The 15342-nt window shown below is 42.8% G+C and carries 5 protein-coding genes; all 5 read right to left on the bottom strand.

Annotated elements, in window-relative coordinates; all coding sequences use genetic code 11:
* Positions 1 to 17: 17 nt before the first annotated feature.
* Positions 18 to 1436, bottom strand: a complete 1419-nt coding sequence (locus QWY93_RS14065; protein WP_290248995.1) for a glycosyl hydrolase family 28 protein — start codon at positions 1434 to 1436, stop codon at positions 18 to 20.
* A 519-nt stretch (positions 1437 to 1955) separates the two neighbouring features.
* Complete coding sequence (locus QWY93_RS14060; protein WP_290248994.1) at positions 1956 to 8399, bottom strand: cellulose binding domain-containing protein; 6444 nt, start codon at positions 8397 to 8399, stop codon at positions 1956 to 1958.
* A 238-nt stretch (positions 8400 to 8637) separates the two neighbouring features.
* Positions 8638 to 9942, bottom strand: a complete 1305-nt coding sequence (locus QWY93_RS14055; protein ID WP_290248992.1) for an IPT/TIG domain-containing protein — start codon at positions 9940 to 9942, stop codon at positions 8638 to 8640.
* 73 nt (positions 9943 to 10015) lie between these two features.
* Positions 10016 to 11785: a RagB/SusD family nutrient uptake outer membrane protein gene (locus QWY93_RS14050; protein ID WP_290248990.1), complete on the bottom strand. Its 1770-nt coding sequence runs from the start codon at positions 11783 to 11785 to the stop codon at positions 10016 to 10018.
* A 13-nt stretch (positions 11786 to 11798) separates the two neighbouring features.
* A complete protein-coding gene (locus QWY93_RS14045; protein ID WP_290248989.1) occupies positions 11799 to 15269 on the bottom strand; it encodes a SusC/RagA family TonB-linked outer membrane protein in 3471 nt (1156 codons plus the stop codon).
* Positions 15270 to 15342 lie beyond the last annotated feature (73 nt).

The raw sequence follows: 15342 nt of genomic DNA, 5'->3' as shown, positions 1-15342 counted from the left end.
CACTGTAACATTTTAATTTATTTTTTGAATTTCACATTTTTTACAAAATCCCCGATAATAAGATCGGCTTCCTGGGCATTGGTGACTTTCTCTCCATTGATCCTAACATTTTCTATTGTCACACCATTGACATTCCGCTCTTCATTGTATCCTTTGATTTGGGAAGGACGTAAGCCAGAGCCATTATAAGTGATGTTCTTGAAATAAATGTTCTCGATCGATCTTCCCGATTTGGTATTGTACTTGGGATCATTATGCACACGCAAATCAAATAAGCGCCCCTCCTGGATATCTTCTATCCGGATATTTTCATAAGTTACATTTCGCACCAGGTTGTTGTCAGCCGCTATTATGGCCATAGTGCCCACACAGCAGGGATCATCTTCATCATGCTCCAGAATATCAATATTGGAAAAGGTGATGTTTTCTATCGTATCCCCTTCATGCTCCGTGTTCCCATGGGCTCCTATATTGGTCGGATGGGCCACATCTGCCCAAAGCGTGGAATTGGTGATCTTATAGTTTTTTGCATTACCATAAAAATCCCAACGATGCGCATAGATTGCAATGCAATCATCAGAAGTCCGTAGGAAAACACCATCTATTTCTACATCCGAGCAGCTCATCAGGTCAATACCATCCGTCCAGGGTCCACAACTGAACGATGTGATATTCTTGATCTTAATTTCATTTGACTGTCCGCCGTAAACGGTATAATGTTTGGGGTTGACCACATGGATCCCATCAATTTCGATATTTTCCGAATGTCTTATCTCCACGCCTCGCTCAGGATGTAAAATCATCCCCCGACCAATAATACGTACGTCTTTGACTTTATCACAAAGCAATTTCCCCTTGATGGCAGCCGCTCCATGGATATACACCGTCTGTCCACTTTTGATCTGGAAGACCTTTCCTGGCTTATCCGGAGCTTCGTGTACTCCTGGACCGAAATAAACAACATTGGGATCATTAGGGTCTGGACGGCTTTCCTCAACAGTTTGGGCAAACAAGTGTAGGTTATGTAATTTGTCACCGTTTACCTCGAGGGAAATATTCCTGGGCTTGTCAAGGGTAAATTGGATAATATTCCCGTTCACCTCCGGAATGATCCCATAAGACAATGGCCTGATAGCTACCGTCCCTACATTACCATTGTTTTTCCGGATTTTCACTTCCACCCTTCCTGAAAAGTCAAAATAAACCATGGAGGCATCTGCATTATTATCCATATCCACCTTTACCTTGTATTCATAGATATCTATCCACTGACCTCCGGGATTTCTAACTTGCACAGTAAAATCATCATTGTGCATGGAATAAAAAAGGGCTTTGGGGACATCGTATGTGACAAGGCTGTCTTGCGCAGAAGCTTCTTTTATGACTATTGACATTAAGGCCATTAACATTGCTATGTAGCTCAACTTTTTCATCATGTTTATAGGTTATTTTTATTTGATGGTTGGACAAAAAGGGCTTTCACGTCCGGTAAAACAAGATCCTCAAATAACAATTCGCCCTCTAATTGTGATAATTTTTATTCTAAGACCAATTAATTATTGATAATTTCTTTCAAAGCATGAACTCGGCTTTAGTAAAACCGCACTCCATTTTTCAACAGGAAAAGTAAAAGGTTTTATCACAAATTCAAAACCTCTTTTTATATTTTTCCAACTCAGATCCGGCCATTAAACTAATTTTAACATTTCACAGAAACGTACATATGGAATTTTTAAATGCAATAAGGAAACGAAATATTAAAATGGCAATAATAGGTAATGTTGATAATTTATTCAGTTTAGATTTTTTTTTCTCGCATGGAAATACAAGTACCGTTTCCTTAGCCTTGTCTTTATTTCCAGGTAGCTCACAAATACAGAAAAAGCCGGTCAGTCTGCTATTCCTATCAGACCGACCTGGCTCTCTGCAATCAACCCCATTTGATTGAGATATTCCTATTTCTTAATAACCTTTTCTCTTATCAAATGAATTCCGTCAAAGACTTGAATGACATAGATTCCACTTTTTATAGAATACAAGTTCACACTCCCTTCATTGGAACTAATTTGCTTTTCAATCATTACCTTTCCTTTGTCATTGATCACGGACAATGTTGCCTCATTACCCTCTATAAAGTTTGCTTTATAATGAAGCATTCCTTCCGTAGGATTTGGGTAGAAAACGATCTCCAATGATTCTTTTGAAGAGGTTGATTCATCGTTATCAGAGGAAGTCACTCCTATATTTTCAGGTTCAAATCCGAAAATAAGTTGTCCCTGATAGTAAACCGTAATACGATCATTGATCCACAACTCATTATTTTCCAAGTAGGAATAATCATTACTTTGATCCAATAAGGACCATTTGGAATCATATAATCTCAGCTGTATTTCACCAGTTTTACTTAATGGATGAAATTTTCCTAATACGGCATCAAAACCCAGCTCATAATAGTGATCGGCTTGATTAGCAGTTGGATCCATTACTACAAACTGTCCACTTAGGTTTTCACTGCCCAACTTGGCATAGTCCACTACATCCATCATTTCCCCAGAACCTTCTTTGGTAAACCAGTACCGGACTTTTAGCTCCTCATAATTGATAGGAATGTTTCCTTCATTGGCAATTTCCATTGTCAGTCCTATCTGATTTTTGCTTTCTTTATTTCTAGCATAAACCTTAAGACCAGTTATTGGTACCACAGGCTCAGGTTCTGTCCCCCAAACCAGTAAACCATTCCTATAAAGGGTAATGTTTTCGTTGGCAGAATAAGATGGGCCTGACTGGTAAGAATAGTCATTTGTTTCATCCAAACCGGCCCAATCTTGATTATTTAACCTGGACTGAATTTCTCCAGAGTTCCCTCCTGCGAACAATGTATCCTCCAAAGCCTCGAAGCTGTATTCTACGTAACCAAAAGCACCATTATGTGGATTTTCCAAGACTACATAATTCATGGAAACCAAATCTTTCCCTAATTCAGCAAAATCTATCCAGGTATCGATTCCCGCATAATTTTCAGGAGTTATCCAATACCGTAAGGTCAGCTCATTATAAGCCACATCGACTTCACTTTGATTGGCAATTTGAAGATGGGGTTTGATAAGGTTATACGAGGTATTTCCATTGTCCCCGTCCTTATGCAGCACTTTGAGATCCAAAGATAGTACCTCAAAGGATTGGCTAACTTCCTCGGCAGGATAGTAAAGACTGTCACCGTCCTGTAAAGCTGTAATAACACATGTACCCACTGCATTGAAATGCAGTTTATTGCCATCAACAATAGTGGCTACTGTGGTATCGGAGCTACTATAGATAACTGGTAACCCTGAACTCGCAACTGCATTAAGCGCTAAATCAGCATCACCAATGTGTTTTGCGGGGATAGAGCTGAAACTAATGAATTGGTTTTTCTTAATTACCATCGTCACCGTATCTGTGGCGGAACCATAATAATTAGTGGCGGTAATAGCAACGGGGAAGGTTCCTGCAGCTTTAGGTGCACCGGAAATAACACCTGTACAGGTATCTATGCTTAAACCCTTTGGCAATCCGGTAGCCACGAATTCTTCCGGCAAATCAGAAGCCACAGTCGAATAGTGAAACGCAGAATCGTAAGTCCCTTCTACAATTCTGTCACTACTCAATTCCGGTAAACGGGCAGGCAGTCCATAAAATTCGAGTTCTGCAATGCTTCCGTAACCATTAGGCGATAAGTACCGGATATAACGATAGCCTCCGCTATTGGAAATGGTTTGCTCCGTCATCACCCATTCATCTGGCCTGGAAATATAAAACAATGTTTCGGCATCACTGAAATCGGGGGAATTGGCGCCCTGGATTTGTGATCCATTCATGCGGTGTGAATGGCCGGGACGTGGCGCATAACGCACTTTAGTTATCACAGCCTTGCCATCTTCACCCAAATCGTACCCTACCCAGGCGGTATTTGTCGGAGCATCGAAATAAGTCCTTATATCCCCATCTACTGCTGCTTCTTTGGTGGTAGCAGGGTTATCGCCCCCAGAGCGATCCGTACCTATTAATGTGCCTGACAGTTTGCTTCCCAACCAAGGGCTTGCAGGCGAGGAATCCTCACTTTCGCCCACGTTATTAATGGTCGATACGGTGTAGAAGTATCTTTCGCAGTTAACTGCATCTTTATCTATGTAGCTGGTGTCAACTACATTAGCAATTACCTCAAACGGACCTTCTAAATCAGTGGCCTTTTTGATATTATAACCGGTTCCTCCCAAGGCTGGGGTCCAACTTAAAGACACCTGGTTATTTTCTGCAACAGTAGAAAGGTTTTTCGGAGCTGCAGGTGGCAAATATGCGAAAGCCATTTCTGCTACCTCTGAAGCGTCCAATGCCTCGCTGTAGATTTTGAAATCATCAACCTGTCCTGCCAGCAAAGGGTCTGGCCACTGCGACTTGCCGATCCAGTTTTGGGGCGTATTGCCCAAACTGGATGGACTGAGCGTCATGCTGGTATTTCGGCCTACTTCTACTCCATCCAAATAAAGAATGGCCGTAGTACCGGATTGCGTCACGGCCACGTGATACCATCTGCCTGTGGTTAAAGTAGCACTTGTATTAATTTGCTGCTCTCCGCCACCATTTTTAATAGCGTACCGCAATCTGCCGTTGGATCCGTTTTTTGGTGTGATAAACATGTAGTTGCTTGTTCCCGAACCAAAGTCAAAGAGACGTGCCCAGTTGTTCACTTTATCAAGCTTTACCCAGGTGGTGATGCTAAAGTCCGTCAAAGAACTTACTATCCCTTCAGGGAGTGTGACATACCCATCGATTCCGTTCAAACTAACGGCATTATCTATAAGCCCTCCTGTAAATGTTGCTCCTGAACTCAAAGTTCCCATATTGTCGTCCCAAGAGTCCGCGGCATTTGTGCCTGTTGTTTCATCAAATTTCAGATAAGCAACACGACCTCCATTCGGAGTACCACTTATTTCTTCGCTATAAGCACTTTCTTCGAGAGGTGTGGTAGCAGTTACTACATAATAGTAGGTAGAGTCATTAAGCACTTCCGTGTCCAGATATTCATTGACTAAAGATGTGCCAACTTGTGCATAAGGCCCTCCGGAAATGTCTGATCTATAAACAGTGTAGCTGGTGGCTCCCTGAGAATCGTTCCACTTCAGGGTGATCTTGTTGTCGCCAGGTGCAGCCAGTAGGGAAACAGGCGCTACTGCAGGAAAATCCACCGCATTGAAAAGTGAGTCAACCTCTGAGGAATCCAACGCCCTGCTATAAATTTTAAAATCATCAACCAGACCTTCTAACAACGGATCAGGATATTGTGATTTGCCAATCCAGTTTTGGGGCGTATTGCCCAGACTGGATGGATTAAGGGTCATATTATCATTTCTACCTACTTCCACTCCATCCAGATAAAGAATAGCCGTAGTGCCGGATTGTGTCACGGCCAGGTGATACCATCTTCCAGAGGTTAAAGTAGAACCTGTATTGATTCGTTGCTGGCCTGTTCCATTATTTATACCATAGCGCAAAGTACCAGAGGCACCATTTCTTGGCGTAACGAACATAAAATTGTCTCTTCCTGAACCAAAGTCAAAAACACGTGCCCAAGTATCTACTTCATCAAGCTTAATCCATGTAGAAATACTGAAGTCTGTCAGGGAGCTTACTATCCCTTCAGGGAGTGTCACATACCCATCACTTCCATTCAAACGCACTGCATTATCTATCAGACCTTCGGAAAATATTGTGCCTGAACTCAATGCTCCCATATTGTCACCCCAGGAATCAGCGGCATCCGATCCTTCCGTCTCATCAAATTTCCAATAACCTACCTGCCCAGGTGTAGCACTCACTTCCAAAGAACTATCCGATTCTCCAAGAGCATTTACCGCTGTGATCGCATAGTAATAGATTATATCGGGCGTTACAGTTGTATCACTATATGAAGTGGTATCCGGGCTGGCAATGGTGGTATAAGGCCCACCGCTTACTGTCGCGCGCTTTACATTGTAGCTCGTCGCACTTAAACTTTCATTCCAGGAAAGGTTGATCTGTTGTCCAGATACCGACACAGCAGTTACTTCTTCAGGTGCCGGTGCAATAGCCAATTCTGGCGCAGCACTTACCTCCAAAGCGTTGAAACTCTCTCCGGAAAGGTTGGCAGCCGATACCACATAATAATAGGTGGTTCCATTCTCCAATCCATTATCCGTATACTCGGTGACATTCAGGTTGGTTGCCACCACTTCATAGGGACCGCCACTGGTTGTGGAGCGTTTTAGGGTATAACTGGAAGCTCCGCTTACCTCATCCCAATCCAGCATGTTTTGGGTATTGCCGGGTGATGCCGTAAAGTTTGCAGGTGCCTCAGGTGCATTGCCAATATGGCCTGTGACAGACACGTGATCAAATCTCGTTTCATTCAAAGAAGTGGTATTTCCCGAACTGTTGAAAAGTCCTACATAAACATCCTCAGCCATTTCTATGGTACGGCTTCCTACTTCAAACCACACATCCTTGTTGTTGGACTCATACACGGTAAAAGTGTTTCCTGTACGGGTAATCCTGAACCAGATATTGGGACGCCAGGTGTAGCGGTTTCCATCTAACCATTCCATGTTTGCTCCTGTCTCGGTACGTGATCCCATTCCAGCGATACGCCAACCGCCATCACCAATTTTCATCAGTACGGTCTTGGCATCGGGGTCCAATGATTCACGGATCATGATCCCTGTTTTTTGCACGCCTCCAAAGCCCGCCACCCTTGCGGTTAGCGTTACGTCACCTGAAGCGATCCCGTAGGTGAATCCCAGGGCATCGGAAGTTCCGCCGATACTACCCGCTCCTTTGGTAATAAAGCTGTGTCCGGTATTGACCAATGCATAGCTTGCCTCCCCTGCAGTACTCACGTTGCCGATGTCTGTTCGGGTCCATCCTATTGGCAGCTCTTGTACTGCATCCATAGGCGTGGCTGAGATTTCAACTGACTCAGGGCCTTCTCCCGCTTCGTTCCTGGCAGAAACCACATAATAGTAGGTCGTGCCGTTTTCTACATCGGTATCAGTATATCGCGGGTTCGTTCTGCCTGTCCAGGAAGCAATGGTGGTGTATGGTCCGCCCGGACTTGTAGAACGCTTCACGGTAAACCCTTCTGCATCCATGGTTTCAACTGCATTCCAGATCAATTCTACCCTGCCGATGCCCTCCAGTACAGTAAGACCTTGCGGCTGACCGGGAGGTGCTGTTAAAGCCACTGGGGAAGCGGCCGCATCCAGTGTGAAAATGAGCGTACCATGTCCCAATTGATCATTGGTACTGCCCGCAAATCGCATGATTTGTGCCATGGCCTCCACGTGCGGTGCTTCCAGCCCTTGTTTTACCACATAATGGTTATAAACGATTTCCCAAACAGGCTGATCAAAATACCTTCCCAGTTGATTGCTGGCTACCCAGCGGTGCCCGCGGTTGGAGCAGGTGTTTAATTCTTCAAAAAACGGTGCTTCAAGCGAAAGAGCGCCGGTACGGGCTACATATTCCGCTCCTTTTAAGAAAAGGTTGTCGTCATAGCCATACAGATTCACTCCCTGATTCCAGGCCATTTGGCAGGAATTGGCCATCAACCCGATACCCAGCAAAGCATGTGACTGGTCCCTTCCGGATTCCTGCCATTGGCCAAAATCTCCCTGAACAAAAGGGATGGCATTATGAATATTACCACTACCAACTCCGCTTTTAAAATACTCCACTCCCTCGTTGAAAATATCCCGGTCATCCACAAGGATACCTATAGCTATTAGTGCGGAAATATTGTTCAGGTCCCAGTTTGCCCAATAATGTGTGGGGCAGGCACCGCGGTGGTTGGTCAGGAAGTCGTGGCTTACGGGATAGAAATACTCCTTCATCATGAACTTAAATTTCTCAAAGTCCTCCGGAGCCCAGCCCTCATAAAGCCTCATGATCTCCGCTCCCATGGCCATCGCTGTAAAACCTATACCGCCAAGCCCCAGTATATCCGTGTTTCCTCCTGAGGGTATTTGGTTTACGGTATTGGCATAGGCCTTGTATATGCTTATGGCCTTCTCTGCATGGGCCACATCCCCGGAGATGTACCAGCGGAGCGCGTTCAGGTAGGCCGCCTGTGCATCCCTGTTCATGTTTTGTCGCAGGTTCGCATTTTCCCTGACACCATCGGTCATACCGTAAGTAGCGCTCGATTTCCAGTCGGAAATCAGTGCGTTCCAGCCCTCGATCCAGGGACTCTCCCCGGCAGCTACTTTTTCTTTCATACGATTGAGGTCTTCCAGGGTGTGAAGGCCTCCAGGGTGGACAAATTCCTGTGACAGGGCTATTCCTGTGCAAGCGAATATTAGAAAAATTGCCAGTAATTGTTTTTTCATAGCTATTAAGGGTTTTGATAATTATCTTTTATTTAAAACCGCTAGAATATCTTGGGGAGTAGATGAATTAAAAGGGAGATAATGGGGCTCAAGTCTGAGTCTGCATTGGTCAGATTATTTCCACCAAATAATTCAAGCTACAGTCCAGTTCAAAGCAGTAAATTTTCCCCCGGGGCCAAAAAATTAACATTCGGCCCCTGGGTAAAATAAATTATTTAGAAGAAGAGTTGTTAATCACTTAATCATGGCGTGCCATACGATCTAATTCCTTAAAAAAGACCTCCTTAACTGGTTCTGAAAACTCAAAATAATGTATAACACCTCCTCCATCGGAACCACATCCAAAAAACGTACGGATTCCTTTTGGCGAGTGACCTGCTCCATCATAAAATTCTATGTTTGCATCCCAACGGATAAACAAAGGGCTACCTGCAGGGCTTTTGGCCAATAGTATTCCGTTTCCTGCAAGTGACGGATCATCTGGAAAAATATTATAATTACCATGCCACCAATCAATCGTTCCGGATAGATCACCAAAAACAGGGTCGTCAACTAGAATTTCAGCGCTTAAGGTAGCATCAACACCAGAGCTTATGGAAGTTGTATTCAGCCAATTTGCTCTATCAGGATAATTTCTTAAACCATACATGTTCATACTCAAAACAGGACGTTCAATATTATCCCATACTGCTCGGGTATCTCCCCCATAAGAATTACTTGGCACATTACGCCCCATGATCACCACATCAGCCTTGTTTAATTGACCTAAGTCAGATTCCTCGATAACAGATTTAGGCAATATGGTAACATTAAAGAAATTTCCATCTTTATAATCGTTAATAATTTCAGCCACAGCAATATCATGAGAGGTGAGGGATCTGGTAAGAAAAAGTACCTCTCGAATACGTGTTTCAACTGTTGGGGCAATAAAAGGTCCCTCTAGCGTGTAATCATCAAAACTTGCAACTACTCTACCTGTGGTATAGCCTTGAGGTGCAATTACTTCTATCGAGTTGCTCTCTAATGATGTAATTTCTGCTGGTTTTCCATTGAATTCTATAGTTACTCTCCCAGGATCTGTATAAAAGTTTTCACCTGTTATGAGCACAGTTTCACCGGGAGCGGCAACATCCTCGCCTTCCATGCCTTGAGAGACAATAGACGCGATTGTAGGTGTTGGTAAAACAGTAAATGTTTCAGTAGTGATATTTTGTGTCCAAATCTTTATTTCTATTGGACCTGTAACCGCCTCTTGGGGAATATTGACTACTATCTCGGTATCACTGTAACTCACGACATCTTCTTCATCTACCACCACTCCATTGAAGGAAATAGTAGCGGCTTCAACATGATCTCCAAAATTTGCTCCAGTAATAGTCAGTGGCTCTCCCAACAAACCTGCTTTGGGAGTAAAGTCAGTAATTGAAAACTCAGGATAGGTATATATCTCCGGTTCATACTCAGGCTGACATGAAGTTACCAATACAATGCCAAGCACTAAAGCCAATAAGCCTGTGAAATATTTTAGTTTATTCTTTTTCATAACAAAATATTTATTAAGGTTTTTCTTAAGGCAGGCCAATACTGACCCGCTTTTAAGCCTTTTTATTATCAAATTAATACCCCGGGTTCTGTAGGAGGTTTTTATTCAAATTGATTTCCTCTACTGGTATAGGTCTGAGATAGTTTGATCTTGTCCAGCTTTTGTTAGATTCAGGGATAAGAACAATCGCACGTCTAGGTCCCACACCGGTGAACTCTTTTACTGCCTCCCCAAACTGATAAGCATTCGGATCATACAGTTCCGGATTGTCCTCATAATCTGTACCTTCAATGATTGGCCCAAAAGTTGGTGCGTTAAGTGCTTCTTCAGCTATGCCCCATCGCCTCAAATCATTAAACCGGTTATTTTCCTGGAATAATTCCACTGCACGTTCCCTTCTGATCTCCTCTAAAATATTTAAATCGTAATCGGAAGCTAATTGGTTCGTTAACGGAGCCACACCTGATCGTCCCCTTACTTTATTCAAGGATTCATCAAGTTGGGCATCTGTGATAGCCCCATTTAGTTCATATAAGGCCTCGGCATAGATTAAATAAACTTCTGCAAGCCTGATAATTGGAAAATCAGAAGACTCTGTACCTGATTCTCTATAATTTGGAAAGTTATAGGACCTGAACTTACGGTTCCAATAGTTAACTCCACCTTCAAGATGCGTCGTTTGTGGATTTATTTTTATTTCATGTTCATTACCGCCTGTATATGCATATAACCTATAATCACGATCATACATCTGCTCATAGTTTGACTTGTACCCCTGGAATAAAGGAGATTTGTCGATAGGCAATCCATCTACCATTAGGAACATATCCTGAAACTTCTGGTTAATAGAAGAGTAATAAGAGGCATGGCTAATGTTAGTTCCGCCCTGACGCAGAACCTTATCATATTTGCTATACAAAATGAATTCCTTATTAGTAGATTTATCCAAACCGGCCGGGTTGGATCCGGCATCTTCCAGGTTAAAAAGGTAATACATGGTTAAGTTATTCAGTTCATTGTTGTAGTTCCACAACTCAAAACTGCCACTATCCATTACTTCTTTCGACAGGTCCGCAGCCTGTTGAAACATTTCATCCATTGAAGGGTACTCGTCAGGCTTTACCGACCCTGCGCCTTCGGAGGTTCCATCTCCGTCAGTAGTTGTCCCAACATATTTTTCCCAGGTGGCTTCAAATAAAAGCGCTTTGGCCAGCAATGATTGTGCTGCTTCCTTGCTTATATGGCCTTTATCGTCGGAAGAAATACTTCCTTCATTTGGCAATCCATCTATTGCATCCTCCAAGTCGTTTTTTACCTGAAACATCAACTCGTACCGAGAATTCCTTTTTCCCAAAAGTTCCGGAGAGTTAACATCAAGTACGGTGGTTATGATTGGTACGCCCCCGAACCTTTGAAGCATAAAGAAATAATGGTACGCCCTAAAAAATTTAGCTGCCGATACATACTCCTCAATTTCCTCAGGGTCTCCGGTATATTCATTGGCCTTTTCCAAAACTATATTGGATTCCCTTATGTATTTATAGGAAAGTGTCCACACATAATCTGTATTACTTGGAATGATATTTCCTACTCCATACCCTGTACCATATCCATTTAAGTCTGATCCTCTATCTAAAAGAAGTTGCTGGGCATTACCTCCATTCCATCTCCATCCCCAAAGACTGGTGTATAAACCATTGGCCGCAGCCCTGAAATGATCTGCTGTCTTAAAGTAAGATGATTCAGACAAGGCGTCCGGTCTTTCTAAATCCAGAAAATTATCTTCACAAGCCGTTGAAAACAAAATTCCAATCAGCATCAATATATAATTAAATTTTTTCATCGCTTTCAGTTTTTTAGAATGTCACATTTAAGCCAATAGAATAAGTCCTGTTAAAAGGATAGGAACTATTGCTACTTGAACCAAACTCAGGATCCCAACCATCTTTTACACTTGTGATTTCAAACAAATCATTCCCAGAAAAATACAGGCGTATCCTGTCCATGGTATAATTACCCATTTTCAGATCATTAAAAGTGTAGCCAAATACTAAGGTCTTCATCCTGAGATAGCGATTGTTCTGCAACATAAAGTCATTGTTTTTCCAGTTCCACCTGGCCCTGCTTGTATTAAAGGTCAATCTTGGATAGGATGTGTTTGGGTTTTCCTCCGTCCATGTTTTCCCCTGATAGGCTGTGGTCTGGTTATTGCCCACAGTGACAAATGGATAGGCCATACCATCAGTTCTTACGATGTTTTGATTAACCACACCCTGAAAGAAAGTACCAAAATCAAAGCCCTTGAATTGAAAACCTAGATTAATACCATAGGTGTAATGGGGGGCGGCATCTCCCATAAATTTAACATCGCCGTCTCCATCCACGGTAGTTCCGGAACCATTGATGATACCATCACCATCCAGATTAACTTTTTTTGTATCGCCAGGCCGTAACCGTATGGACTGGTTATCGGAATTGGGGACCTCTCCTCCATTATTAAGCTGTTCATAATAAGCTTCCACTTCAGCCTCATTAGCAAAAAAACCATCTGTTTGATAAAGGAAATAAGCGTCCAACGGATATCCTTGTATGGTTTTGTTCAAGCCTGCATGATAAATATTAACGCCATCCATACTGACCAATTCATTTCTTGTATCACTCATATTTAGGGATACATTATATTTGAAATCGCCAAGATTTGATTTCCAGGAAAGCATTGCTTCCCAACCTTTTACTTCCAGGACGCCACTATTTGTTTTCGGAGCTTCTCCACCTAGCAGGTCCGGATAGTTCACAGCGATTAACATGCCATCGTTCTTCTTGGTAAAATAGTCAAATGACCCTGTTAGCCTGTGATTCAAAAGCCTGAATTCTGCTCCGTAATTGGCCACACCTATCCTTTCCCAGGTTCTAGTAAGGCTGGTAAGCCCCTGAACGGCCGCGGTGGTCTGTAGGGAAGCACTTTTGCCAAAAATGGTTGAACCCAAGGTTACAGCAGACAAATAGTCATGGTTTCCGATTCCAACCTGTCCTCCCATTTCACCGTAACTGGCCTTGAACTTAAGAAAATCCAGTATGGTAACATCCTGCATAAATTGCTCTTCAGTCACTACCCAGCCGACAGACGCTCCCCCGAAATTTGACCAACGGTAATCAGGATGGAATTTTGAGGATCCATCTCTTCTGCCAGTCAGCTCCAGGAGGTATTTATCTTTATAGTTGTAATTGAATCGTCCTAAATACGAAAGGAATCCCCAGTTGGAAGCCAGCCCTTTATTGGTCACGTTATTTTCAGGGGACGCCACATTCAAATTATAAATGCCATTATCTTCAAAACCCTGCCTATACCCTTGCAATTCATCGGTTTTTCTCAATTCGGCGGTGGATCCCACCATCATCGCTAGGTGGTGATCCGATCCAAGAGACTTTTTATAATTTAAAAAGCCTCCATAGTTTCCGTAACTAATGTTCCGCTTTATTTTCTCGAATGAAGAATTAGGGTTGACAGACTCAGGAGCCTTTTCCCCGAACCAGGTGTACATGGGGATATTGATCTTATATTTTTCCCGGTCCCAGAACTCCTTATCCAAGCTGGCCGTTGTCCTGAAATTCAGGTCATCGGTAATATCAAAAGTAGCTGCTATGGATAATTTTAGTTGATCTGCGTAAGACTCCTCGCGACCACCTTCAATGACATTGGCAATAGAATGCCTGTTTCCTGCAACACCAAAATTTGCATACCACTGGCCATAGGGATTTTTGGCCGGGAACAATGGAGGGTCATAAGCTAATGAGGTAATTCCAAGGCCACCCGAAGGACCGGATACATGAGACCTAAAATAAGATAATCCTGTTTCGATATTTATTCTATCTGAAATTTGATAACTATGGTTTAGCCTTAGGTTATATTGTTCCTTTCCGTCATAAGCAGGTTTAAGATTACCTACATTTTCAGCAAAGCCGGCAGAAACCCGGTATTTGGACCTTTCGGAGCCTCCCGAAACACTCAAGTTAGTTTGATTTGAATAGGATGTACCGTACATATCATCAAAGCGATTACCTTCCCCTAAGAAAATATCTCCCCAGTATTGGGTAGTATATATCCCGGGCCCTTCATCCCGCATTCTGACAAGCGTTTCCCTGTCTACCCAGCCCCAATACCATGCGGTACCGGCATAGGCCAAATCCTCATCGGTAGCCTCTATATTCATTTCTGCATATTTTCTCAAACCTGAAACTGCAGGTCGTATACCTATGGCATTCACTCGAAAATTGCTAGTTAAATTTACTTTAATATCACCAACGGCACCCCGCTTAGTCGTAACCAATAACACCCCATTAGCAGCTCGAGATCCGTAAATAGAGGCAGCCCCATCTTTTAGTATACTTATTGATTCAATATCATCAGGGTTCATGTTGTAAAATGCATTATCATTCACTGCCGGGACCCCATCAATTACGATCAATGGTGAACCTCCGTTGACAGATGTAGCTCCCCTGATTTGCAATTTAAGACCCTCGTTGCCAGGCCTGGAAGAACCACGGGTCACTACCAATCCAGGAGTTTGTCCCTGAAGGGAAAGGGCGGGATTAGTAACTGCTCTATCCTCAAAAACTTTTGAGTCTACCTGTTCGACAGCTCCCGTAAGGGTTGCCTTGTTTTGTTCCCCATAACCGACGACTATCACCTCCTGCAGGCTTGATACATCAGGTTCTAGAAATATTTCAAATGAAGTACGGTCTCCCACAGGTAACTCCTTTGCAATGTACCCTAGGAATGAAATTACCAAAGTTGCATCCTCGGACACATTCAATGAAAATTTCCCATCTAAATCAGTAACTGTTCCATTCGAAGTACCTTTTTCCAATACAGTTGCTCCTATTAGAGGTCCACCATCAGAACCAGAAACCTTTCCAGTTACTTTGACAAGAATATTTTCCTCCCTTGCCGAAAGTTCGGAGGGATTCTTGCGGGTGATGTGGATCAAATTGTCCACTCTTACAAATTTTAAATTGGATTTTGAAGAAATCTCCTTAAGGACTTCTACTAGGGGGGAATCAACCTTGTTTAGGTCAAGTTTAATTGTACGAACATCAACCTTTCCTTGATTGAAACTAAACTTAAATTCACTCTGCTGGTGAAGTTGCCCGATGATTTCTTCGAGCCCACCGTTCTCTACTTGTACTGTCACCACAGTTTCGCTCAGGCTTTTTTGGGCATTTGTTGTGTTTGCCATCAATACAGCTGTAAAAAAAAGCTGAAAAATGAAAGCACCCACAAAATATTTAGAAAGCATAATAATTTGCCTTAGTATTCTATTTTCCATATTTTGTTAAAGATTTTAGGTGTGAAAACTTAAAATTAGCCTTTGACTGATTTGGCGATTGGGACAAAGGCTT

Source organism: Echinicola jeungdonensis (assembly GCF_030409905.1).
Classification (GTDB): Bacteria; Bacteroidota; Bacteroidia; order Cytophagales; family Cyclobacteriaceae; genus Echinicola; species Echinicola jeungdonensis.
The sequence above is the reverse complement of the archived record's forward strand: the minus strand, read 5'-3'. Positions and strand labels throughout refer to the sequence as shown.